This is a genomic window from Geomobilimonas luticola, assembly GCF_018476905.1.
GTDB lineage: Bacteria > Desulfobacterota > Desulfuromonadia > Geobacterales > Geobacteraceae > Geomobilimonas > Geomobilimonas luticola.
In genome coordinates this window covers 124201-148076 of record NZ_JAHCVK010000004.1, presented here as the reverse complement: position 1 = coordinate 148076, position 23876 = coordinate 124201, and the positions used below count along the sequence as shown (strand labels likewise).

Sequence of the window (23876 nt, the reverse complement as noted above, 5' to 3'; positions counted from 1 at the left end):
ATGATGATGAATCATGATAAAAGGCTTCCGGTGGAACGGAAGCCTTTTTCGTTGGTGTGCCGTGCAGGGATGCAGGCTGGCCTGTTCGGTCTCAGGCGGCCTGCAGGGTAAAGGAAAAGGCGGAGCCCTTTCCCGGCGTACTGGTGACCGCCACGGTTCCGCCGTGGAGCTGTACAATATGCTTGACAATGGAAAGCCCCAGGCCGGTCCCCCCCTGGTCGCGGCTCCGGGCGCTGTCCACCCGGTAGAAACGCTCGAAGATGCGGGGTATGTCCTGGGGGGGGATGCCGAGACCGGTGTCGGCAACGGCGATCCGTACCATATTCCCTTCTCTGGAGCAATCGACGGTTATGTCCCCCCGTTCCGGGGTGTACTTTATGGCGTTGTCGAGCAGGTTGATGAGTACCTGTTCCAGTCGGCCCCGGTCGGCCAGGACTCTGGTCGCTCCGATCTGGTCGCTGCAGGTTATGGTTATCCCCTTCTCGTCGGCTGCGTGTTCCATCAAAGCGATGGCACTGTTCAACGTGCTTTCCAGGTTGACAGGGGTAACCTCCAGTGCGAGATCTCCCGATTCCAGCTCCGACAGGGTGAGGAGGTCCCCGATGAGCGCGGCGAGGCGCTCCGCATGGTTGTAGATGATCCCCAGAAAACGGGCGGACCGTTCCGGATTGGCGGATAGCTCTCCTCCCAGCAGGGTTTCGGCATACCCCTTGATAACGGTGACCGGGGTACGCAATTCGTGGGAGACATTCGCCACGAAATCCCTCCGGATTTTCTCCAGCAGTTTCAGGTCGCTGATGTCGTGGAACACTGCCACCACACCCAGGAGCGTTCCTTCGTCCTGGAGGGGTACCCAGTGGGTGAGGAGGGTTTTATCACCTCCGAGCTGGATCTTCAGTTCCTCGATCCGTTCGCAGCCGGTGGCGAGAACCTTGCGGTATGCTTCATGGAGGTCCGGGTGGCGAGTGATGGCAATGAGCTGTTTCCCTTCCACCTCTTCGCCGATAGCGAAGAGGGTGCGGAAGGACGGATTGACCAGGGTGACGACACCTTCTGCGTCGGTCACCATGAGTCCCTCTCCCATTCCCCGCAGGATGGTGTCGAGACGGGTCTTTTCCGCAGCTAGACGTTCCAGTTGCCCCTTGATCCGTTCGCTCATGTCGTTCATCACCTGTGCCAGCTCTCCCAGTTCATCGCTGGTCCGGACCGGGATGCGGCGGCCGAACTCCCCCCTTCCTATACGTGCGGCGCTGGCGGTCATGGTGCGCAGTGAGCGGGATGTCATCCGGGAAAGGATATAGCTGAAGAGGAGGGAAAGCATGATCGCCACCGCCAGGGCGGCGCCGAGCATGGTGTGGATGTTCTCCCTGGTCTTGTCGAGCGTAGCCAGGGGCAGAGCCAGACGGAGAACGGCGGGGGTCGGCCCCTCTGTCCGGATGGGGATGGCTACGTACAGCATTGAGGTCCTGAGCGTGGAAGAGTAGCGGATGGCGCTTCCGCTGCCGGTCGTCAGGGCCTGTTGTACCTCGGGCCGCTGCAGATGGTTCTCCAGTCCCGCCAGGTCGGCGGCCTTGACTTCGGAATCGCCGATTACCCGGCCGTCGGTGGCGATTATGGTGACCCGGGCCTTGATCTCCTTGCCGGTTGCATCTGCCAGGGCTGGCGCGTCCCTGTGCAGGTCGCTGCTGTGACGGGCTACGGTGAGTCTTGCCAGGCGGGCTTCGTTGAAAAGGTTGTCCCTGATACCGTTTACCAGGTAGTCGGAGAGGGTGTGATTGAGGTAGACGTAGAGAGCTCCGCCCATGAGCAGTATCAGCAGGAGGTAGGACGCCATCAGTTTCCACTGTATCCTGATTTTCATGATTCCTCCAGCTTGTAGCCGAAACCGCGGACGGTCCTGATGAGGTCGCCGGCCTCCCCCAGCTTGGTGCGGAGGCGGGTGATGTGGGTGTCGACGGTGCGGGTGTCGCCGATGTAGTTGTAGCCCCACACGTTTTTCAGGAGCAGGTCCCTGCTCTGGACCCTCCCCGTCCGTTCGGCCAGGTTGAGGAGGAGCTTGAACTCGGTGGTGGTGAGGACGATTTCTTCGCCTTCGACATTGACCAGGTGCCGGTCGGTGTCGATGGTGAGCGGACCGATGCGGAGGAGCTTTTCACCCCCCTTGTCGGGAATGGTGCGACGCAGCACCGCTTTTATGCGCAGGAGCAGTTCCCGGCTTGAGAACGGCTTGACAATATAGTCGTCGGCTCCCACTTCAAAGCCGACGACCCGGTCAATCTCTTCACCCTTGGCGGTGAGCATGATGACCGGAATGGCTGCCGTCTTTTCGTGGTTCTTGAGGAGTTTGCAGAGTTCGGTTCCCATGATGCCGGGGAGCATGAGGTCAAGGAGGATAAGGTCCGGCAGGTTGCGGCGAGCTGCTTCCAGGCCCGACGGGCCATCGAGGGCGACGAGGGGGCGATACCCTTCTTTTTCCAGGTTGAATGCCACCAGTTCCGCAAGGTCATGTTCGTCTTCGATAATCAGGATGGTTTTCATGGGGTCACTCCTGACGACAGGGTAGCGGCAAAAAGTTGCGGTCATGTTACATTCATGTTAATTCTGATGTAAATCCGGCAGGTTGGACATATCCACACAAATTGTGGAAAGCCTTGTGGAAAAAGGTGGTGAGTTTTCCCAAGGGGTGCAAATAGTAACCGCTATTAGCTCATTGCACAAAAAAAGAGCAGATAATTTTTTGGGATAATTTGCCAGAAAACCTTTAAAAATCAGATATATATCGTAACTATTTGGAATCCTCGAGAAATATCTCTGTCAAGTCATTTTTTCTACCTGTAGCACATTTGTAACGGGCCGAAAAGGAATAATACCTTGTTTTACAAATGTCTTGACTTGCGGCATGCTCCGTGTTAATTCATAAAATCCCAGTTAAATCAACAGGTTTAGGCCTGAATTTTTGAGTTTCATTTCTGATGGGGGGAGGGGGTTATGGCACAGCAACTGGAATTTACCATGGGGGGGCTGCTGGACCATGTGGCGGAGCGTTACCCTGCCAACGATGCACTGGTGTATCCCGAACGGGGACTGCGCTACAGCTACCGGGAGTTCAACGGGGTCTGCCGCCAGGTTGCCAAGGGGCTGCTCAGGCTCGGCATCAAGAAGGGGGACAATGTCGCCATCTGGGCCTACAACGTGCCGGAGTGGGTGGTGCTCATGTTCGCCAGCGCCAAGATCGGCGCCATTCTGGTGACCGTCAACACCGCCTACAAGTCGGCGGAGCTGGAGTACCTCCTGAACCAGTCCGATTCAACCACACTGTTCATGGTCAAATCCTGGAAGGACACCGATTACGTCGCCACCCTCACGGATGTCGTGCCCGAGCTGCCGGTTACCAAGCCGGGCGAGCTCAACAACCCCAAGCTGCCGTTTCTCAAGACCGTGGTGTTCATCGGTGAAGAGACCCCTGCGGGCATGCTGAATTTCAACCAGATCATGGAGATGGGTAAGGAAGTCTCCGACGCCGAACTGGCTGCGGCGGAGGCCACGGTCGACAAGCATGATACCATTCAGATGCAGTATACCTCCGGTACCACCGGGTTCCCCAAGGGGGTCATGCTGACCAGCCACAACCTGGTCAACAACGGCTTTTTCATCGGCGAGTGCATGAAGTTCACCGAAAAGGATCGGCTCTGCATCCCGGTGCCGTTCTTCCACTGTTTCGGCTCGGTCCTGGCGGTTCTGGCCTCGGTCACCCACGGGACCGCCATGGTGCCGGTGGAGATATTCGATCCGCTCAAGGTGCTGCAGACCATTGCCGCGGAGCGTTGTACGGCGGTACACGGCGTTCCGACCATGTTCATCGCCGAGCTGGAGCATCCGGATTTCGCCAAGTACGACCTTTCATCGCTGCGCACCGGGATCATGGCCGGTTCGGTCTGCCCCATAGAGGTGATGAAGCGGTGCGTCAAGGATATGAACCTGACCGAGATCACCAGCGTCTACGGCCAGACCGAGTCGTCGCCTGGCATCACCCAGACCCGCACCGAGGACTCGGTGGAACTTCGGGTCTCCACCGTGGGGCGAGCGCTCCCCGGTGCCGAGGTGAAGATCACCGACATAGAGACCGGTGCCACCCTGCCGCCGGGCAAGCAGGGGGAGCTCTGCGCCCGCGGTTACATGGTCATGAAGGGGTACTACAAGATGCCGGAGGAGACCGCCAAGGTGATAGACGCGGATGGCTGGCTTCATACCGGCGACCTGGCGGTGATGGACGAGAACGGTTACTGCAAGATCACCGGCCGGATCAAGCAGATGATTATCCGCGGCGGCGAAAATATTTACCCTAAAGAGATCGAGGAGTACCTCTATACCCATCCGAAGATATCCGACGTGCAGATCTACGGCGTGCCGGACCGGAAATACGGTGAGCAGGTCATGGCTGCGGTCATTGTCAAGAAGGGGGAAGCCATGACCGAGGACGAAGTCAGGGAGTATTGCAGAGGGAAGATCGCCAATTACAAGATACCGAAATACGTCAAGTTCGTGGAAGGTTACCCCATGACGGCAAGTGGCAAGATCCAGAAGTTCAAGCTGCGGGAGATGGCGATCAAGGAACTTCAACTGGAGGAGGGAGAGGGCGCCTGATGTTCGCTTTCCGTTGTGAGCGCTCTCTCGAAAGGTAGTGTCCGTGCGATCCATTATTCTCGGAACCCTGTTTTTTCTCTTCTTTGCCTGTTTTATAGCCATAGTGGTCGAGGAGCTTTTTCTTGGCGGCCGGCGGCGCCGGCGGCTGGAAAAACAACTCCGCCAGGAGCGGATTTCCGGACAGGAACCGATGAAGAAGTAATCCCGACTCCGTTCCCGTTTCCCGGCCGCGGTCCCCCCGGAAAAAGCGCATTCATTGTTTTTTTTCATTTCCTCACAGGAGAAGTTATGCGACTTACCCCCGCCACTGAACTCGAGTACCGCTGCAAGAGACTGCAGGAGGAGATGGCCTTGTCCGGCCTGGACGCGGTGATAATTCTGCAGAATGCTGATCTGTTCTACTTCACCGGCACCATTCAGTCGGGTAACCTCTACGTCCCGAAGGAAGGGCAGCCGGTCTATATGGTACGCCGGGACGCTGGACGGGCCAGGATGGAATCGGGACTCAAAGAAGTCTGTCCCTTCGCGTCCATGAAGGATATTCCCCGCATCCTGGCAGATTACGGCTACGCGGAGCCGAAACGAATCGGCATGGAGATGGATGTTCTGCCGGTAAACCTGTTTGAGCGCTATCGCAAGGTATACCCCCAGGCGGAATACAGCGATGCAACGCCGATCATCCGCAAGGTGCGGATGATCAAGAGTCACTACGAGATACACATCATGCAGGATGCCGCCGACCAGGTTGACAAGGTCTATCGGCGGGCCAGGGACGTTATCCGCGAGGGGATGACTGATCTGGAGCTGGCGGCTGAGCTTGAGTACGTGGCCCGGAGGGAAGGGCATCTGGGACTTATCCGGATGCGGGCCTTCAATGGCGAAATGATGTTCGGCCACACCTTCTCGGGTGCCGACAGTGCGGTACCGGCCTATACCGATACCCCCCTGGGGGGGATGGGGCCGAGCCCCTCCTTCGGCCAGGGTGCCAGCCTGAAGCCGATCGGCCGCAACGAGCCGATCATCGTCGACTTCGCGGGGAGTTACGACGGCTACCTGGTGGACCAGACCCGGGTCTTTGTGATCGGTGCCCTCTCGGACCGGCTTCGCAAAGGATACGACGACATGCTCAAAATTCAGGAGCGGATGGTGGCGATGGCGCCGGAACGTCCCACCTGGGGTGAGATATACGATGAGTGCCTCTTCATGGCCGAGAAGCTTGGCTACGCGGAGAGCTTCATGGGGAACAGGGGGGCACAGGTATCCTTCATCGGTCACGGCATCGGCGTCGAGATCGATGAGTACCCTTTCCTCGCGAGGGGATTCCATGACCAGCGGCTGGAGCCGGGCATGGCGTTTGCCTTCGAGCCGAAGGTTGTTTTCCCCGGCGAAGGAGCAGTCGGGATCGAGGACACCTTCTATCTTACCGAAAGCGGCCTCAAGCAGCTCACCCATTCGGATCAATCACTCGTCGTTATTTAAATAATTTTAAGAAAAACGAAAGATTTTTGTTGAATTTAATTTTTTGCGATGGTATACAGTTGCAGAATTTTTTGTATACAGTATACTAAAAACTCATTTTTCCTCCCTTGTAACCGTTCTCTTTAAAATCATGCAAAATACGTATCCATGGGTGGTTATAGACGTTCCATCTTTGCGTTTGTCGTATATCAGGACTGGAAAGGAGGGGCTTCAGGCGTCTTCAGGGATTAGGTTACTTTAAATGTTATTTTTTAACACCACCAGACGAAAGGAGATTACGCACCATGGCACTTAAGGAAACGCTTAAGCAGAAGATTGAGGAGTTCCGTCCCCGCACCACTAGGCTTACCAAGGAGTTCGGCAAGGTCATCATCGACCAGGTGACCATCGACCAGTGCATTGGCGGCGCCCGCGATATCCGCTCCCTGGTAACCGATATTTCCTACCTCGATCCCCAGGAAGGTATCCGTTTCCGCGGCAAGACCATCCCCGAGACCTTTGAAGCTCTCCCCAAGGCCCCGGGCTCAGACTACCCGACGGTCGAGTCCTTCTGGTACTTCCTCCTCACCGGCGATGTCCCGACCCAAGCCCAGGTTGACGAAGTCGTGAAAGAGTGGAAAGTCCGCCAGGTCGTTCCCGAGTACGTATTCACCGCCATTCGTGCCCTGCCGCGCGACAGCCACCCCATGGTGATGCTCTCCGTCGGTATCCTGGCCCTGCAGAAGGACTCCAAGTTCGCCGGTTTCTACAACTCCGGTAAGTTCAACAAGATGGTCGCCTGGGAATACGTCTACGAAGATGCCTATGATCTCGTTGCCCGTATCCCGGTTATCGCCGCATTCATCTATAACCTGAAGTACCGCAACGATCAGCAGAAGCCGATCGACGCATCCGCAGACTGCGGCGCCAACTTCGCCCGCATGATCGGTCAGGTCAAAGAGTACGAGGACGTCGCCCGTATGTACTTCATCCTCCACTCCGACCACGAGTCCGGCAACGTCTCGGCTCACACCACCCACCTTGTCCACTCGGCCCTGTCCGACCCGTACTATGCATACTCCGCCGGCCTCAACGGCCTCGCCGGCCCGCTGCACGGTCTTGCCAACCAGGAAGTTCTCGACTGGACCATCAAGTTCCAGGAGAAGTACTGCAAGGGCGTAGAGCCGACCAAAGAGCTCGTCACCAAGGCCCTCTGGGATACCCTCAATGCCGGTCAGGTTGTGCCGGGTTACGGCCACGCCGTTCTCCGCAAGACCGACCCCCGCTACATGTCGCAGCGCGAATTCTGCCTCAAAACCCCGGGACTTAAGGACGATCCGTTGTTCAAGCTGGTCGCCATGATTTTCGAGACCGCCCCGGGCGTTCTCATGGAGCACGGCAAGGCGAAGAACCCCTGGCCGAACGTCGATGCACAGTCCGGCGTCATCCAGTGGTACTACGGCCTCCGCGAGTGGGACTTCTATACCGTCCTCTTCGGTGTTGGCCGCGCCCTCGGCTGCATGGCGAACATCACTTGGGACCGCGGCCTCGGCTACGCCATCGAGCGTCCGAAGTCGGTTACCACCGCGATGCTCGAGAAGTGGGCTGCAGAAGGCGGCCGCAAGCTGGCCTAATGTGCCCGCAAATTGTCTGAACGCGAAAAGGGGAGGTGCAAATGCACCTCCCCTTTTCATTATTCTAAGCGGTAGTCACCGCAGCACTCATCCAGATCCTACCGTGTGTGGATCAACTGAATACTTCGGCAGTGAAAACGGAGATAGCGGCCCCCTCCATCCAGGAATTTTCGTGAAGTCCTGCCTTGAGGCAGGTTTGACGCAGAAAGGTTTCCCGGTCCCATCCCTGTTCGACTGCCACCTGGGGAAGAAGCACGCCCCGGGAAAAGTTCTTCTCTATGTAGATGCCATGCAGGCCGACTTTGATCGTGTCCGGGGAGGATATGCTCTGGAGCGGGGAAAGAACGGAGATCTCCAGTTCGAAGTCATTCAGATCCGAGGGTTTCATGGGATAGAACCGGGGATCGCGGGTTGCCGCTGCTGCTGCCATCTCCTGAACCTGCTGAAAGAGGGGGATGTCGGCAGTGAAGTTGCCAATGCAGCCACGCAAGGCACCATTGATCTTGATGCAGACAAAGCATCCTCGTTTGGCAAGAAGGTTTGCCTGGGTTACCGTACGAGGAGTTTTTTTCCCGTCTGTTACGGAGGCAACGACGGCTTCGCGGCCGATTTCTAGCAGAAGTTGCTTTTCTTCACTGGTCAATAAGCTCTGCACGCTGTCATCCTCCCTGGTAATTGGTTGCTAATGATTTCTTAACGTAATATATTTGACCGTCGCTTGGCAAGAATTAATGGACTTCCTCAGGAGGAACTCATGGCAAAACGTTACAGGGTACTTGTTGGTGGCGAGTGGGTTGGTGACGGCTGGCCCGGGATTGAGGTTGTCAACCCCTATGACGATTCAGTGATCGGCATTGTTCCCGAGGCAACTGCCGCAGAAGTGGACCGCGCCATTGAGGCTGCACTCAAGGGGGCCGCCGTGATGGCCTCGTTGCCGGCATATAAACGGTCTGACATCCTCAACCGTGCGGCAGATTTCATACTGCGGGACAAGGAAGAGGTGGCGGAAATCATTGCGTGTGAGGCGGGCAAATCGTGGAAATTCGCCCTGTCCGAGGCAGAGCGGAGTTCCGAGACGCTGCGCTTTGCCGCCCTCGAGGCCAAGGCGAGCCACGGGGAACTTGTTCCTATGGATGCTTCGCCGGTATCTGCCGGTCGTTTCGGATTTTACCTGCGCACCCCCATTGGCGTGATCGGGGCGATTACCCCCTTTAATTTCCCCCTGAACCTGGTGGTTCACAAGGTGGCTCCCGCACTTGCCGCAGGCAATGCACTGGTGCTTAAACCCGCCACAAAGACCCCCCTTGCCTCCATCAAGCTTGCTGAAATCCTGATGGAGGCCGGTTTGCCTGCCGGTGCCCTCAACCTGGTCATCGGGAGTGGCGTCACCGTCGGCAACCGCCTCGTTGAGGACGAGCGTCTTGCCATGATCACCTTTACCGGCAGTCCACCGGTGGGAAGGGAGATCAAGGCGCGTTGCGGCCTGAAACGGGTGACCCTGGAACTCGGCTCCAATTCACCCACTATTATCGAGGAGGACGGTGATGTGGATGCCGCGGTCGGCCGCTGTGTCGTCGGAAGTTTTGCCAACTCGGGGCAGGTCTGCATCTCGGTGCAGAGGATATTCGTCCACCGCAACCGCTATGCGGAATTCGTCGACAAGTTTGTTGCCGCAACACGCCAGCTCAAGGTTGGCGACCCCCTGGACAAGGGGTGTGACATCGGGCCGATGATCAGTCGCAAGGAACTTGCCAGGTCGCTGGAATGGCTTGAAGAGGCCAAAAACATGGGGGCTGTCGTTGCTGCCGGTGGCGAGGCGGTCGGCAACTGCCTGCAACCGACCATCCTGACCGGCGTGACCCGAGAGATGAAGGTAATGTGTTCAGAGGTGTTCGCTCCCATCGTCTCAATTCTTCCCTACGATACTTTTGACGAGGCTCTGGATATGGCGGACGACTCGGTGTACGGTCTCCAGGCAGGGGTCTATACCAGTGACATCAACAAGGCGTTCAAGGCCGTCAAAAGACTGGATGTCGGTGGCGTCATCATCAACGACGTGCCCACGTTCAGGGTTGACCATATGCCCTACGGAGGTAACAAGGAGAGTGGTTTGGGGCGCGAAGGGGTGCGTTATGCCATGGAGGAGATGACGAACATCAAAATGGTCTGCATTAATCTGTAACCGCTATTCCACGTGGTGTTTACGACGCAGTCTAACTGGTTGAAATCCCGGGTTAAGGAAAAATTATAGGCGGCTAAAAAAATGTTGACATTTGTTTCAAAGGTAGTATATTTCGCATTTGTTGTGTCCGAAAAACCATGCGCTTCGCGCCATAATGGTAATCAAAAAAGAAAAGAGGTGATTACGTCAATGAAAAAACTGATCTCTTTGGCTCTGTGCCTGACCTTCGCGCTGGCATTCACTGCTGGCTGCAAGAAGAAAGAGGAAGCTCCGGCTCCGGCTCCGGCTGCTGAGCAGAAAGCTCCCGAGCAGAAACCGATGTCTTCTGCCAAGGCTCCTGAGGCTGCCCCTGCTGCTCCGGCTGCCCCTGCTGCTCCGGCTGAGAAGAAGTAATCTCGGTTTCCTGTTTGTTCTGGACGAAAATAGCCTACAGATTTTTTCTGTAGGCTATTTTATTTCCGAGCCAGAAACCCCTTGACATGCATGTGACCACATGATAAATAGACCGGTCTTTGTATATTCTCGTACAGCGATAAACCCTAGGAGGACGTCATGGAAAGAACATTTGCTATCATCAAGCCCGATGCCGTGGAGCGCAAGATAACCGGCAAGGTGCTGGCCAAGATCGAAGAAGCTGGTTTCAGCATAGTGGGTATGAAGAAGATTCATCTGAGCAAGGCCCAGGCGGAAGGGTTCTACTATGTCCACAAGGAGCGCCCCTTCTTCAACGACCTCTGCGCGTTCATGTCGCGTAGCCCCGTGGTGGTGCTGGTGCTGGAGCGGGAAAACGCAATTGCCAAGTGGCGCGAGGTTATGGGAGCGACAAATCCGGCCAATGCAGAGCCCGGAACCATCCGCAAGGAATTCGGGGTCAGCATCGAAGAGAATTCGGCCCATGGTTCCGATGCTCCGGAAACGGCCGCTTTCGAAATTCCCTATTTTTTCAGTCAACTTGAACTGGTCTGAACCGAACTGAACTGAGATCACGATAAGCCCTTCATACGAAGGGCTTTTTCATATCCGTACCCATGGCTAACGTTGACCTGAAAAATTTGACCCTCGCTGACCTCGAAGCCTTCATCGCGGGGCAGGGGAAAGAGCGTTTCCGTGCCCGGCAGATCTTCAAATGGATCTACCAGCAGGGCGTGACCGACTTTGCGTCGATGACCAACCTTTCCCGGGAATTTCGTGCCGAACTGGCTGCTGCCGCTCGCGTCAGCGACCTGCAACCGGAAGTGGTGGAAGTTTCCACGGACGGAACGCGAAAGTACCTCTTCCGTCTGGAAGATGGTGCCCGCGTGGAGTCGGTGCTGATACCGGATGAAGGGCGCAATACCCTCTGCATCTCCAGCCAGGTCGGTTGCGCCATGGCATGCGAGTTCTGTCTCACCGGTACCTTCCGGTTTACCCGCAACCTGACCACTGCGGAAATTGTCAACCAGGTCTGTAGCGTGAAACGGGACGCCGATATACGGAATATCGTCTTCATGGGGATGGGGGAACCGCTGGCAAACCTGGACAATGTCGTCCCTGCCATCAAGGTACTCATCGACAACGACGGTCTGCAGTTCTCGAACCGCCGGGTGACGGTCTCTACCTCCGGCCTTGTTCCTGAACTGGACATTCTCGGGGCATCGGTTACGGTCAATCTGGCCGTTTCCCTCAACGCCACCACCGACGAGTTGCGTGACCGGATCATGCCGGTCAACCGCAGATACCCTCTCAAGGAGCTGCTTGCCGCCTGCAAGCGCTTTCCCCTGCCGTCCCGCCGCTATATTACCTTCGAATACGTGCTTATCAGGGATCTGAACGATACCCTCGATGATGCGCGCAGGTTGGTCAAGCTCGTGAGCGATATCCCCTGCAAGATCAACCTGATTGCGTTCAACGAGCATGAGGGGTGCTCTTTCCGGGCGCCCACCCAGGAGGCTATAGATCGCTTCCACAAATACCTGCTGGACAAACACTTCACCGTCATTACCCGGGCAAGCCGGGGAGGCGATATCTCGGCTGCCTGTGGGCAGTTGAAGGGGCGGCTGGAATCCGCTCAAGGTTCAACGCTCTAAATTCAGCGTTCAAATCCACATCAGGCTCGATACAAGGGGGCGGAAATGACGGAACAGATTGTCGGTGTCATCGGTGGCAGCGGGCTCTATGAGATGGAGGGGCTGACGGATATTCAGAGGGTGACGGTCGACACGCCGTTCGGCGCTCCCTCCGACGAATTTGTCACCGGCATGCTGGACGGGGTGCGGATGGTATTTCTCCCCCGCCATGGTCGGGGACATCGCCTCCTCCCTTCGGAGGTGAACTACCGGGCAAACATCTACGGCATGAAGAAACTCGGGGTAGAGCGGATCATCTCCGTTTCGGCCGTGGGAAGCATGAAGGAGGATATCCCGCCGGGGGATATCGTCATCCCCGACCAGTTCATTGATCGCACCAAGGGGGTCAGAAAGGACACCTTTTTCGGCGATGGCGTCGTGGCCCATGCGGGCTTTGCCGACCCGGTCTGCGGTTCCCTTTCGGACATCCTCTACACGGCTGCACGTGCGGCGGGAGCCACCGTGCACAAGGGTGGCACGTATGTCTGCATGGAGGGACCCGCATTCTCGACCCGCGCCGAGTCCCTCCTCTATCGGTCCTTCGGTGTTTCGGTCATCGGCATGACCAACCTGACCGAGGCGAAGCTGGCCCGTGAGGCGGAGATATGCTACGGTACCATTGCGCTTTCCACCGACTACGACTGCTGGCACGAACATCACGACGATGTGACCGTCGATGCGATCGTCGCCATCATCAAGCAGAATGTGGCCATGGCCAAGAACATCATACGCCATGCCGTTGCCGAGATCGGTGGCGAGCGCAGCTGTTCCTGTGCAACGGCCATGCAGTTCTCCATAATCACCGAAAAGTCGCACATCCCTGAGGGGACGCGCCAGAAACTCGATCTGATAATCGGAAAATACCTTTAAGCGAGGAGACAGCCTCATGGGCATTGTCGTTGTCGGTACGGTGGCATTCGATACGGTGGAAACACCTTTCGGCAGGGGGGAGAATGTGCTCGGTGGTTCGGCCACCTATTTCTCCACATCGGCAAGCTTTTTCACCGATGTCTCGCTGGTGGCGGTGGTGGGAGAGGATTTTCCCGAAGAGCATGTGCGGTTCCTCCGCTCCCGAGATATAGATGTCAGCGGATTGGCGTGCATCCCCGGCAAGACTTTCCACTGGACAGGCCGCTATGGCTACGACCTGAACGAGGCCCAGACCCTCGATACCCAGCTCAACGTCTTGACCCAGTTCCGTCCCGACCTTCCCGAAGCATATCGGGAGGCAGACTATCTCTTTCTGGCCAATATCGATCCCGACCTCCAGCTTGAAGTGCTCGACCAGGTGCGACATCCCCGGTTGGTGGCATGCGATACCATGAATTTCTGGATATCCTCCAAGCCGGAAGCACTGAAAAAGGTGCTGCAACGGGTGGATATGGTGGTCATCAACGAAGGAGAGGCACGCCAGTTCACCGGCGAGGCGAATCTGGTCAAGGCGGCCCGGCAGATTGTCTCTCTCGGCTGCAAACGGCTGGTGGTCAAGCGGGGTGAGTACGGTGTGCTGATGTTCACGGCATCATCCATCTTCGCAGCACCCGCCTATCCGCTGGAAGAGGTGTTCGACCCGACCGGGGCCGGCGATACCTTTGCCGGAGGGATGATGGGGTATCTTGCCAATACGGGAAACCTCTCCGACGAGGGAATACGCCAGAGTATCGTCTTCGGCAGCGTCATGGCATCCTTCAACGTGGAGGATTTCAGCCTCAATCGTCTGAAAAGCCTGGACTACCGCGAGATCGAGGAGCGCTACCGTACCTTTAGGTCCATGACCCATTTCGAAGGTCTTGACGGCTGAACATACCACTCCGCCTGCGTTCGCCCGGCACCGTGATTGACAGGACCGTGCAAATCTGGTAATTTCCACATCCGGAAGCTATTATCTCCTTACGGATAAACGTTTGCGGCTCCGGTGCGCATTGCCGGCAAGGTGCCCCGACCCGTCGGGACAAGGAGTGAACGTGAAGCTCTTCAAGCTCATCGGCATCTTGATTCTTTCCTCTCTCTGCCTTTCCTGTGCGGTGAATTCCGCCACTGCCAAAAAGGCATCCTACCATTACCAGATGGGTCTTTCCAATTTCACGGAAGGGAATTACACCAGCGCACTGGTCGAGTTCACCGAGGCGGAAAAACTCACGCCGGATGACCCGGAACTCCTCTATTATCTGGGCAGGACCTATTTCGAAAAGAAGAAATACGACCTCGCCGAACAGCGATACCTGAAATCCCTGGCCTTGAAGCCGAATAATTCCAGCGCCCGCAATGACCTTGGGGTTGACTATCTGGAGATGAAACGCTGGGACGATGCGATCATCCAGTTCAAGATAGTGTCGGAAGACATATTTTTCCAAAACCAGGAGGCTGCCAGTGTCAATCTGGGCATAGCCTATTTCAACAAGGGGGATTATCCCCGCGCTCTGTCCGTCCTGCGCTCGGTCGTCGGCAACAATCCCCGTGAACCCCGGGCCCGGCTCAACCTGGGCAAGGTTTATTTCGCCATGGACAAGATCGATCTGGCGATTGGAGAGTACAACCGGGCGATCGAGCTCAACAGCAATTATGCCAATGCCCACTATAACCTCGGACTTGCCTACCTGAAGCAGAAGGAAAACAGGGCTGCCGCGACCGCTTTTCGCGAAGTGCTGCGCATTGCCCCCGAGTCCGAGCTTGGTCAACTCGCCAGGGAGTACCTCGATGTGCTCAAGTGAGGGGCGGCTTGTCTGACCCGGTTCCCGGCCATAACGGCGAAAAGCCGGTTGGAGCTTACCTGCGGCAAACCCGCGAGGCGCGCGGGCTGCATCTGGACGATGCAGCCCGGATAACCCGCATCGGAAAAAATTATCTAGTCGCCCTCGAAGAGGAGAGGTTTGACAAGCTTCCCAATGCTGCCTATGTCAAGGGGTTCCTGCGCATTTATGCCAGCTTCCTGGGGCTTTCGGGCGATGCCGTTGTGGCGATGTACGAGCGTGACACCTCTCCTCAGCCTGTCCGGACAGTCATCGAGAAGAAGCCGGCCCGACAGGAACTCCCCCCGAAGCGCGGCAAGGGGCGCTGGCTCATACCATCCATACTCCTTTCCCTGGTTCTCGTGGCAGCATATTTCTTCGATGATAAAGGGGCGAAACAGCTTCCCCCCCAGACCCCTGTCCCGTCTCCCGTGGCAAGCGTGCCGGTTCCGGTGCAGACGGTCAGAACTTCCGCGACGGTCGCCGCAACTCTCCCGGCAACGTTACCCGAACCTTCCCTTCCCGAGGTTACCATTACCCCTTCCGAGCAGTCGGGGAACGGGATTGTTCTGCGCCTCAAGATAAATCAGGACAGCTGGTTGAATATTACTATCGATGGTGCTGTTTCCCAGCAGTACGACCTGAAGGCAGGGGACCTGATCGAGTGGAAGGGGGAGCGGATTTTCACTCTTGACTTGGGGAATGCCGGCGGCATCGAAGGAGAATTCAACGGGAAGCCCCTCAAACCCTTTGGCGCGCAGGGGGAGGCCGCCCATGTTGAACTCAAGGCGGAGGGTGCGTGACGGATTCGCTTTGCTGAACGGGGAAGATGTGACGGGCTAGAACCAACGGAGCAGATGACTTAACGACAAGGAGATTGCAGCGTATGCAACTGGCGGCGCGTTGTCGAAAATGCGGCAGGGTGATGAAGAGTGAGCGGGTGGACAGCTATCGGATCAAAATGACCTGCAGTTGCGGTTTTTCCGATTTCCGGACAATGACGGAGAAGGTTAAGACCGTCAATCCCTTTTATCAGAAGGCAATCTTCACCCCCTTCATCGAAAGCGAAAAGGGGAAAATGGTGTTGACCATGCAGAAGGCCAACCGGGAGCATCTGGAGATCATCTCCCTGGAAGAGATCAGCATGCTCGTCTCGTCCGACTTCGATCTCCCCCAGGTGCTTCAGAAAGTGGCCCAGAAAATGGCCGGTCAGCTCAGGGTCAGCGTATGCAACATCTATCTGGCCGAAGGGGATGAACTGGTCCTGGCAGCAACACACGGTTTCGATACGGGGTTTGTCGGCAAAATCCGCATTAAGGTCGGGGAAGGGATCACGGGCACCGTTGCCCGCGACAAGCAGTACATAGCCCTCAGCAGCGCATCCCAGGACCCGCGTTACAAGCTCTTCCCCGAATTGCAGGAAGAGAAATACAATGCAATGCTTTCGTTTCCCGTTGCGGACAAAAGCGATGTCTACGGCGTCATCAACCTCAACTCGACGGCCCTGAAAACCTTTTCCGATGATGAGATATACTTTGTATCCATCATAGCCAACCTCATCCTGACAGCTGTCAAGCTGCGGCAGAGGGTTGCACATGGGAAAACGGGTCTGTAAACCTGCCTTGACAGGGTATAACTCCATGCTAGACTGAATCAGAACTATGATATCATCAGCATGGAGATTGCTTTGCAGCGAGACCAGAAGAGAATCCTCGTCGTAGACGATGAAGAAAACGCCCGCATCGGTCTGTCCCGCCTCCTCGCCAAAGAAGGATTTCTTGTCGACAGCGTATCCAACGGTTACGAGGCCCTTAACTACTTGCGACAACAGGACGTCAACCTTATCGTGACCGATATCAACATGCCCGAGATGAACGGCATCAACTTTCTCAAGGAACTGAACAAGAGTTTTCCCAAGAGCAACGTGATCATGGTCACCGCATACGGCGGGGTCGAATCTTATATCGAGGCCATGAATCTCGGTGCGTTCGAATACATCAACAAGCCGGTAAAGATGGAAGAACTGAAATCGATTCTCAAGAAGATATTCAAGGAAACCAACCACTAGCCTTTCTCATTTCTGCCACGGGGGTATCACCATGCATCTGGAAAAGATATTGTTCGCTACCGATTTTTCCGAAAATTCCGAACACGCCTTCGAGTATGCCCTCTCTCTGGCGCGGCAGTTCAATGCCAAGCTCTACCTGGTCCATGTCATCAACGAACCGGTCGACCTGCGGGGCTTTTATGTACCCCACATCTCTTTCGAAAAACTGGAAAAAGAGATCGAGGAAGGTGCGGAAAAGATGATGCAGAAGTTCTGCCAGGCAAAGTTGAAAGATTTCTCCAACTACGAGTCGTCGATCATTGCCGGTATCCCCTACGAGGAAATCATGAAAAAGGCCGAGGCTGAGAATATCTCGCTCATCGTTCTGGGGACCCAGGGGCGCAAGGGGCTTGACCACTTTCTGTTCGGCAGCACCGCCGAGCGGGTGGTCAGAAGTGCCAAGTGCCCGGTAATGACCGTCCGTCTCCCCTGACGTTAAAGGTCGCCTCTGAGGCGCACGATTCAGGGCAGCGGCCGCTGCCCTTTTTTTTTCCTGTCGATCCAGACCAGACTGAACAGACAAGATTGAAACTCTGGCCCCTTATGACAGAAATCACGCAGAAATCCAGGAAAATACTGATCATCGATGACGAGAAAGTCATTCTTGACCTTACCTCCATCATCCTGAGAAACCGCGGCTATCAGGTGTTTACCGCCCAGGACGCCATGGCCGGCCTGGAGATTGTGGAGGCGCAGCAGCCGGAGCTTGCCCTGCTCGATTACATGATGCCGGGCATGGATGGCCTCACCACCCTCAGGGAAATCAGGAGGCGTTTCCCCGACACCTACGTGATCATGTTCACCGGCAAGGGTAACGAAGAGATTGCGGTTGAGCTGATGAAGGCCGGCGCCTCCGATTACCTGCTCAAGCCGTTCAACAATCAGGACCTGGCCGAACGGATCGAAAACGTCCTTCATATCCGGGAGATCGAGATCAACAACCGGGAACTGCTCCGGGAGCGGGAGCATCTCCTGGCGGAGATCGAGGCGTGGAACCATGAGCTGGAGACCCGGGTCCAGGAAAAGTCCGAGGCCCTGCAGCGAGCCCAGGCGGAGATCGTCCAGGCGGAAAAGCTTGCCACACTGGGCTATCTGTCTGCGGGGATGGCCCACGAGATCCGGAATCCCCTCAACTCCATCACCCTGTTCGTGCAGCTTATCAAGAGCGGTCCTGAAGAACCGGAAAAACTGGAATACATCGACAAGATCCTCAAAGAAATCGACCGGATCGACAGTATTCTCCGCAAACTCCTCGATGCATCTAAGCGTCCGCGATACGAGATACGTGAGGTGCGGGTCGACCAGGTAATCGACGGCATCCTGGACATATTCAAACCCCAGATCGAGGTCAAGCGGGTAACGGTAGAGCGGCGTTATCACCGCGTGCCACCGGCAGTCCCGGCAGATGCCTCCGAAATCGAGCAGATATTCACCAACCTGTTTCTCAACGCCCTGCACGAGATGCCCGAAAACGGCATCCTTGGCGTAGAACTGGATCATGATGACCATGAGATAACCATCCGGGTAAGCGATACCGGGCCGGGTATCCCCGTGGAAAATCTTCCCAATATCTTCGACCCCTTTTTTACCACCAAGAGCAGCGGTACCGGCATGGGGCTGGCGGTGGTCCTCCGGATCGTCAAGACCTACAAGGGGAAAATCGAGGTGGAAAAAACCGGAGAAACCGGCACCACCTTCCGTATAAGGCTTCCCCTCCGCGCCACCTAGCCCTGTTTACCCTTTTCTTTTAAGGTGCTTTTTTGTATGATGCGGGCATCTGAACCCCCCGTGAGGTTGCGATGGAACCCCTCTGCAGAAAAGTCCTCCTTATCGATGACGATCCTTTTTTTCTCAAGGTACTGTCCGATGCTTTTTCCCAGAACGGGTTCCAGGTCGTTACCGCCGACGACGGCATAGCCGGCATCAAGGCCTTCGTTGACAATGCTCCGGACGTGGTCATTTCCGACCTCATCATGCCGCGCATGGGAGGTGTCAGCACCTGCATGGAAATCAAGCGTCTGGCCGGTAACCGGGAGCCGGTCATCATCCTGCTCACCTCCATGTTCAGGGGAGCACCCCACGAGCACGAGATACCGGAGATGGGAGCCAGGGTCCATATCCCCAAATCCACCAATCCCCTCGATATCGTCATCATTGTCGAACAGCTGCTGGAGCGTCATCAATACAGACCTGCCTCCAGCTGACGGTCCTTATGCCCTTTCTGCTGCGCAATCTCATTCTCAATCTGGATGAAGCCGAGGAACAGCTCAAGTTCAGGCTGTGCGACCGCTTTGGTCTGCACACGACGGCGATCCGGTCGCTCAGCCTCGTGCGGAAGGGGATCGACGCCCGCAAGAAACCCCGCATCAAGTTCGTCTGCACGGTAGAATTCACCCTTGACGACGAAGGGGCATTCTGGAGCCGTTACGGCGATGATCCTGACCTGGAGAGGATCCATCCTCAGCCGGAAGCAGCACTTCCCCGGTTGACGACGTCCCGGCGGATCGTGATCGTCGGCGCCGGACCGGCGGGGCTGTTCACCGCACTGCGGCTTGCCGACTACGGCCTTTCCCCCCTGCTCCTGGAGCGGGGAAAACCGGTTCAGGACCGGGTCAGGGACGTACAGTCCTTCTGGAGCGGGGGGGAGCTCGACCCGGAGAGCAACGTCCAGTTCGGCGAAGGTGGAGCGGGGACCTTTTCCGACGGCAAACTGACGACCCGGGTGAAAGACCCGAACATCCGTTATGTTCTCGACCGGTTGGTCCGCTTCGGAGCCCCTCCGGAGATACTCTGTCTGGCGAAGCCCCATATCGGCACCGACCGGCTGCGCGGTGTGGTCGCATCCCTTCGCGGTCACCTGGAGGCACAGGGAGTGACGGTCCGCTTTCAGAAGCGGCTCAGCGGCCTTGTGGCCGATGCCGGCAGTCTGGCAGGCGTCATAATTGATGGGCGCGAGGAATATCCTTGTGATATACTGGTGCTTGCTCCTGGGCACAGTGCCCGCGATACCTACGGGATGCTGGCGGAATGCCGGGTTCTCATGGAGCCCAAGCCGTTCGCCATCGGGGTACGGGTGGAACATCCCCAGGAGCTGATCAACCGGATCCAGTATGGCCTTGCGGCCCATCCCCGGCTCCCCCCGGCCGATTACCAGCTGACCTACAACAATCCCCGCACCGGCAGGTCCGCCTATTCCTTCTGCATGTGCCCAGGGGGGGTGGTAGTGGCGGGCGCCTCGGAGGCGGGTGGGGTGGTGACCAACGGCATGAGCGGCCATCTCCGCAATGCCCCCTTTGCCAACAGCGCGCTGGTGGTGACGGTGGGACGGGGGGATTTCCCCGGCGGCGGACCACTGGCGGGGGTGGAGTTCCAGCGGCATTGGGAACAGCTGGCGTTTCGCCATGGTGGAGGGAATTACCGGGCTCCGGCCCAGAACATGCTGGCGTTTCTCGGTCAGCCGGGTTCCCATCCACTTACCTCTTCCTATCTGCCGGGGGTGCGGGAGACCGATCTTGCCCAGGTTCTGCCGGACTATGTGGTTGCGACTCTGCGGGAAGGGTTGGCCCATTTCGACCGGAAGATGCGGGGATTTGTCACCGGCGAGGCGACCCTGACCGGCGTGGAGACGCGGACGTCGGCTCCGCTCCGGATCGTACGGGGTGACGATTTCCAGTCGGTATCGTTGAAAGGACTCTACCCTGCCGGCGAGGGTGCAGGGTATGCCGGGGGGATCATGAGCGCCGCCCTGGACGGCATCCGGGTGGCTGACGCAATCGCCGACAGTCTGAAGTGAAGACATCAAACCGAAATGAAAGCGGAAAATCGAATTGCCAGGGCTACAGAGGATAACCAGGATAAAACCCGATAATCATCTTTTGCATGATGTGACCGTTTCAAGCCTGTTACTTCTTCGGGATTTTCTCTGTGACCTCCGTGGTAAAATCGTTTTTGAGCACTAAAGGAGAGAGATTTGCGCAAAACATACGTAGCCGATATCAGGGAACGGGACCAGGTGGACGCGGTCTTTCTCGTCAAGGACAAGATCACGGCCATGGCCAAGAACGGCAAGCCGTACCTGACGCTTCGCCTCATGGACAAGAGCGGCGAGGTTGAGGCCAAGGTATGGGACAACGTGGACACCCTGGCGGCCACCTTCGAACGGGACGATTTCATCTCCATCCGGAGCAAGGCGACGGTCTACCTGGGCAAGATGCAGCTGATTATCTCCGAACTCCGGCGGATTCCGGACGAGGAAGTGGAACTGGCGGACTTCCTCCCCGAAACGGACCGGAACATCAAGGAGATGGAGGTCGAACTGACGGCGCTCCTCGCGTCCCTGACGGACGACAACATCCGCAGGCTTCTCGCGGCCTTTTTCGACGACCCGGAACTCATGGCCTCCTACCGACTTGCGCCGGCGGCCAAGGGGATGCACCACGTCTATCTGGGGGGGCTCCTCGAACATTCTCTTGCAGTGGCCAGGCTGGTGGACAGCATCGTGCCGCTCTATACGGGAATCAATCGCGATCTCCTCATTGCCGGGGCGCTGCTCCACGACGTGGGAAAGGTGCGGGAGATGGCGTACCAGCGCTCTTTCGACTACACTGACGAGGGAAAACTCCTCGGCCACATCACCATCGGCGTGGAGATGATCCAAGAGAAGCTCGTCACCCTTCCCGGGTTTCCGCCGGAACTGGCCATGCTCCTCAAGCACATGCTCCTCTCCCACCACGGCCAGTACGAATTCGGTTCTCCCAAGCGTCCCAAGACCCTTGAGGCGACCATTCTTAACTATCTCGACGATCTCGATTCCAAGATCAACGGCATCCGTACCCATATCCGGAAGGAGCCGGACAATCCGTCCCGCTGGACCGCCTACCACCGCCTCTATGACCGCTATTTCTTCAAGGAGAACGGTCTTGAAGGGGAAGAACCGCCGCTGCCGGTGGAGATGGTTCCCGAAGAGCCGACACCTCCTCCCCGCGAGCATGTCAGGGAGAAAGAACGGAAAAGCTTTCACAACAACCCCTTCGAGCAGTTGAAGGAAAAGAACCTGGACCTGTTCTGACGGGCATTGTATTGAACAACGTACGCGAGGGAAGCAATGATATTTGAAACTGTTGTGGTCGGTCCGCTGGAGGTAAACTGTTTCATCCTCGGCTGTGCGGAGACCGGCGAGGGGGTGGTGATCGATCCGGGCGCGGACGGTGAGCGGATCCTGGCTGCCGTTAACCGCCTCGGGCTGAAGATCAGCCATGTCATCAACACCCACGGTCACTTCGACCATGTAGGGGGGAACAGGGCTGTCCTGGCAGCCACCGGCGCCCAGCTCCTCATCCACGGGGGGGACGTCCATTTCCTGGCCCGTGCCGCAGACGTGGCTGCCATGTACAACCTCGTCACGGAGAACTCTCCCCGTCCCGACCGGGCGCTGGAGGATGGCATGACCATCACGTTCGGGACGCATTCCCTCAAGGTGCTCCATACGCCGGGGCATACGCCGGGGGGGTGCTGCCTCTATCTGGCGAAAGAGGGGATCGTCATTACGGGGGATACCCTCTTTGCCGACGGGGTCGGGAGGACCGATTTCCCCGGCAGTTCCCACCAGGCGCTGATGGAGAGCATCCGCAACCAGCTCCTGACCCTGCCGGACGAGACCCGCGCCTATCCGGGGCATGGGCCATCCACCACCATCGGCCATGAGCGGCTGCACAATCCGTACATCACTTGATGGAGCGGAGGGCGGAAGGTTTGCTGTGGGGAAGGAAGAAAATATTTCGAACCTATCCTGGTTTCCGTGTTGAGGGAGGGAGCATGCTGAAGGATAAAGTGGTAATTCTCGGCGTCACCGGCGGGATCGCCGCCTACAAAGCGGTGGAGCTCCTCCGTCTGCTGACCAAGGCCGGCGCCACCGTCCACGTCGTCATGACCCGGTCGGCGACGGAGTTCGTGGCCCCGCTCACGTTCCAGACCCTTTCCATGAACCCGGTCCACACGGAGCTGTTCAACCTCATCTCCGAGCAGGAGATCGGCCACATCTCCCTGGCCGACCGGGCGGACCTGTTCATCATCGCCCCCGCCACCGCCAACGTCATCGGCAAGCTGGCCCACGGCATCGCCGACGACATGCTCACCACCACGGTCATGGCGACGAAGGCACCGGTCCTCATCGCCCCGGCCATGAACGTCAACATGTACCAGAACCCGCTCTACCAGGAGAACGAGGCGCGGCTCAAGGCCCACGGTTACCTCTTTGTGGAGCCTTCCCGGGGGATGCTTGCCTGCGGCTGGGAGGGTGAGGGAAAACTGCAGGAGCCGGCGGCCATCTTCGAAGCGGCCCTGGCGGTCCTGACTCCCAAGGATCTGGCGGGAAAGCATGTGCTGGTGACAGCCGGACCGACCCGGGAAGAGCTGGACCCGGTACGCTTCATCAGCAACTACTCCTCGGGCAAAATGGGGTATGCCATTGCCCGGGCGGCCAGCCGCCGTGGCGCACGAGTCACCCTGGTGACGGGTCCGACCTGCCTCGACGCCCCCTGGGGGGTGGAGACCATTCACGTCACCAGTGCCCGGGAGATGCGGGATGCCGTGCTGGAACGGTATGCATCAACCTCCATCGTCATCAAGGCGGCGGCAGTGGCGGATTACCGCCCTGCCCGGCGTGCGCCGGACAAGGTCAAGAAGAGCGACCAGCCCGAAACCATCGAACTCGTGCGTAATCCCGACATCCTGGCGGAACTGGGTGCGAACAAGGGGGGGCAGCTTCTGGTCGGCTTTGCCGCCGAGACCGAAAGCCTCCTGGAGAACGCTGGCAAGAAGCTGAACGAGAAAAACCTGGACCTCGTCGTGGCCAACGATGTTGGCCAGGTGGGGGCCGGCTTCAACGTGGACACCAATATCGCCAGGCTCCTCTACCGCGACGGCAGGGTAGAAGAGTTGCCCCTCATGGGGAAGGATGCACTGGCGGACGTGATTCTCGATCGGGTGAGGGACGTGAAAAGTAAAAAGTAAAAAGTG

The 23876-nt window shown here is 57.4% G+C and carries 24 protein-coding genes; 21 read left to right on the top strand and 3 right to left on the bottom strand.

The window, feature by feature from the left end:
* Positions 1-91: 91 nt before the first annotated feature.
* Together pnpS and KI810_RS11170 are read right to left on the bottom strand one after the other, a co-directional pair.
* Positions 92-1861 carry a two-component system histidine kinase PnpS gene (gene pnpS, locus KI810_RS11175; RefSeq protein ID WP_214175624.1) on the bottom strand — a complete coding sequence of 590 codons (1770 nt, stop codon included), beginning with the start codon at positions 1859-1861 and terminating at the stop codon, positions 92-94.
* Positions 1858-2538 carry a response regulator gene (locus KI810_RS11170; RefSeq protein WP_214175623.1) on the bottom strand — a complete coding sequence of 227 codons (681 nt, stop codon included), beginning with the start codon at positions 2536-2538 and terminating at the stop codon, positions 1858-1860. The genes pnpS and KI810_RS11170 overlap by 4 nt, the downstream gene beginning before the upstream one ends.
* A gap of 450 nt (positions 2539-2988) precedes the next feature.
* Between KI810_RS11170 and KI810_RS11165 the strand changes: the two genes are divergently transcribed.
* The 4 genes from KI810_RS11165 (at position 2989) to KI810_RS11150 (ending at position 7736) form a co-directional block, all read left to right on the top strand.
* Entirely contained in the window at positions 2989-4644 is a 1656-nt protein-coding gene (locus tag KI810_RS11165) for an AMP-binding protein (protein ID WP_214175622.1), read from the top strand.
* Positions 4645-4687: 43 nt separating this feature from the next.
* The gene (locus KI810_RS11160; protein ID WP_214175621.1) at positions 4688-4846 is read left to right on the top strand and encodes a hypothetical protein; all 159 of its coding nucleotides are present in this window, start codon (positions 4688-4690) and stop codon (positions 4844-4846) included.
* 86 nt (positions 4847-4932) lie between these two features.
* A complete protein-coding gene (locus tag KI810_RS11155) occupies positions 4933-6123 on the top strand; it encodes a M24 family metallopeptidase (protein WP_214175620.1) in 1191 nt (396 codons plus the stop codon).
* A 284-nt stretch (positions 6124-6407) separates the two neighbouring features.
* Positions 6408-7736: a citrate (Si)-synthase gene (locus tag KI810_RS11150; protein ID WP_214175619.1), complete on the top strand. Its 1329-nt coding sequence runs from the start codon at positions 6408-6410 to the stop codon at positions 7734-7736.
* Between the two features lie 112 nt (positions 7737-7848).
* Here the strand turns inward: KI810_RS11150 and amrA are convergent, their stop codons facing one another.
* Complete coding sequence (gene amrA, locus KI810_RS11145; RefSeq protein WP_214175618.1) at positions 7849-8391, bottom strand: AmmeMemoRadiSam system protein A; 543 nt, start codon at positions 8389-8391, stop codon at positions 7849-7851.
* Positions 8392-8490: 99 nt separating this feature from the next.
* Here amrA and KI810_RS11140 point away from each other — a divergent pair, with 99 nt between their 5' ends.
* The 17 genes from KI810_RS11140 to coaBC all read left to right on the top strand — a co-directional run bounded on the left by KI810_RS11140 (position 8491) and on the right by coaBC (position 23870).
* Positions 8491-9918: an aldehyde dehydrogenase family protein gene (locus tag KI810_RS11140; protein ID WP_214175617.1), complete on the top strand. Its 1428-nt coding sequence runs from the start codon at positions 8491-8493 to the stop codon at positions 9916-9918.
* Between the two features lie 189 nt (positions 9919-10107).
* A complete protein-coding gene (locus tag KI810_RS11135) occupies positions 10108-10311 on the top strand; it encodes a hypothetical protein (RefSeq protein WP_214175616.1) in 204 nt (67 codons plus the stop codon).
* 159 nt (positions 10312-10470) lie between these two features.
* Positions 10471-10884: a nucleoside-diphosphate kinase gene (gene ndk / locus KI810_RS11130; RefSeq protein WP_214175615.1), complete on the top strand. Its 414-nt coding sequence runs from the start codon at positions 10471-10473 to the stop codon at positions 10882-10884.
* A gap of 62 nt (positions 10885-10946) precedes the next feature.
* Complete coding sequence (gene rlmN, locus KI810_RS11125) at positions 10947-11984, top strand: dual-specificity RNA methyltransferase RlmN (RefSeq protein WP_214175614.1); 1038 nt, start codon at positions 10947-10949, stop codon at positions 11982-11984.
* A 45-nt stretch (positions 11985-12029) separates the two neighbouring features.
* Positions 12030-12893 (top strand): S-methyl-5'-thioadenosine phosphorylase, encoded by an 864-nt coding sequence (gene mtnP / locus KI810_RS11120; RefSeq protein WP_214175613.1) that lies wholly within the window; start codon positions 12030-12032, stop codon positions 12891-12893.
* 16 nt (positions 12894-12909) lie between these two features.
* Positions 12910-13824 (top strand): PfkB family carbohydrate kinase, encoded by a 915-nt coding sequence (locus tag KI810_RS11115; RefSeq protein ID WP_214175612.1) that lies wholly within the window; start codon positions 12910-12912, stop codon positions 13822-13824.
* A 163-nt stretch (positions 13825-13987) separates the two neighbouring features.
* Positions 13988-14734: a tetratricopeptide repeat protein gene (locus KI810_RS11110; protein ID WP_343213495.1), complete on the top strand. Its 747-nt coding sequence runs from the start codon at positions 13988-13990 to the stop codon at positions 14732-14734.
* An 8-nt stretch (positions 14735-14742) separates the two neighbouring features.
* Positions 14743-15555 carry a helix-turn-helix domain-containing protein gene (locus tag KI810_RS11105; protein ID WP_214175611.1) on the top strand — a complete coding sequence of 271 codons (813 nt, stop codon included), beginning with the start codon at positions 14743-14745 and terminating at the stop codon, positions 15553-15555.
* Between the two features lie 83 nt (positions 15556-15638).
* On the top strand, positions 15639-16367 hold the full coding sequence (locus tag KI810_RS11100) for a GAF domain-containing protein (RefSeq protein WP_214175610.1): 729 nt from the start codon (positions 15639-15641) through the stop codon (positions 16365-16367).
* 60 nt (positions 16368-16427) lie between these two features.
* Complete coding sequence (locus KI810_RS11095; RefSeq protein WP_214175609.1) at positions 16428-16820, top strand: response regulator; 393 nt, start codon at positions 16428-16430, stop codon at positions 16818-16820.
* 31 nt (positions 16821-16851) lie between these two features.
* Positions 16852-17292 carry a universal stress protein gene (locus KI810_RS11090; protein ID WP_214175608.1) on the top strand — a complete coding sequence of 147 codons (441 nt, stop codon included), beginning with the start codon at positions 16852-16854 and terminating at the stop codon, positions 17290-17292.
* A gap of 110 nt (positions 17293-17402) precedes the next feature.
* Entirely contained in the window at positions 17403-18587 is a 1185-nt protein-coding gene (locus KI810_RS11085) for a hybrid sensor histidine kinase/response regulator (RefSeq protein WP_214175607.1), read from the top strand.
* 71 nt (positions 18588-18658) lie between these two features.
* The gene (locus KI810_RS11080; protein ID WP_214175606.1) at positions 18659-19063 is read left to right on the top strand and encodes a response regulator; all 405 of its coding nucleotides are present in this window, start codon (positions 18659-18661) and stop codon (positions 19061-19063) included.
* 8 nt (positions 19064-19071) lie between these two features.
* A complete protein-coding gene (locus tag KI810_RS11075) occupies positions 19072-20652 on the top strand; it encodes an NAD(P)/FAD-dependent oxidoreductase (RefSeq protein WP_214175605.1) in 1581 nt (526 codons plus the stop codon).
* Between the two features lie 177 nt (positions 20653-20829).
* A complete protein-coding gene (locus KI810_RS11070) occupies positions 20830-21927 on the top strand; it encodes a 3'-5' exoribonuclease YhaM family protein (RefSeq protein ID WP_214175604.1) in 1098 nt (365 codons plus the stop codon).
* Between the two features lie 36 nt (positions 21928-21963).
* Positions 21964-22590 carry an MBL fold metallo-hydrolase gene (locus KI810_RS11065; RefSeq protein WP_214175603.1) on the top strand — a complete coding sequence of 209 codons (627 nt, stop codon included), beginning with the start codon at positions 21964-21966 and terminating at the stop codon, positions 22588-22590.
* A gap of 83 nt (positions 22591-22673) precedes the next feature.
* Complete coding sequence (gene coaBC, locus KI810_RS11060; RefSeq protein WP_214175602.1) at positions 22674-23870, top strand: bifunctional phosphopantothenoylcysteine decarboxylase/phosphopantothenate--cysteine ligase CoaBC; 1197 nt, start codon at positions 22674-22676, stop codon at positions 23868-23870.
* Positions 23871-23876: the final 6 nt, after the last annotated feature.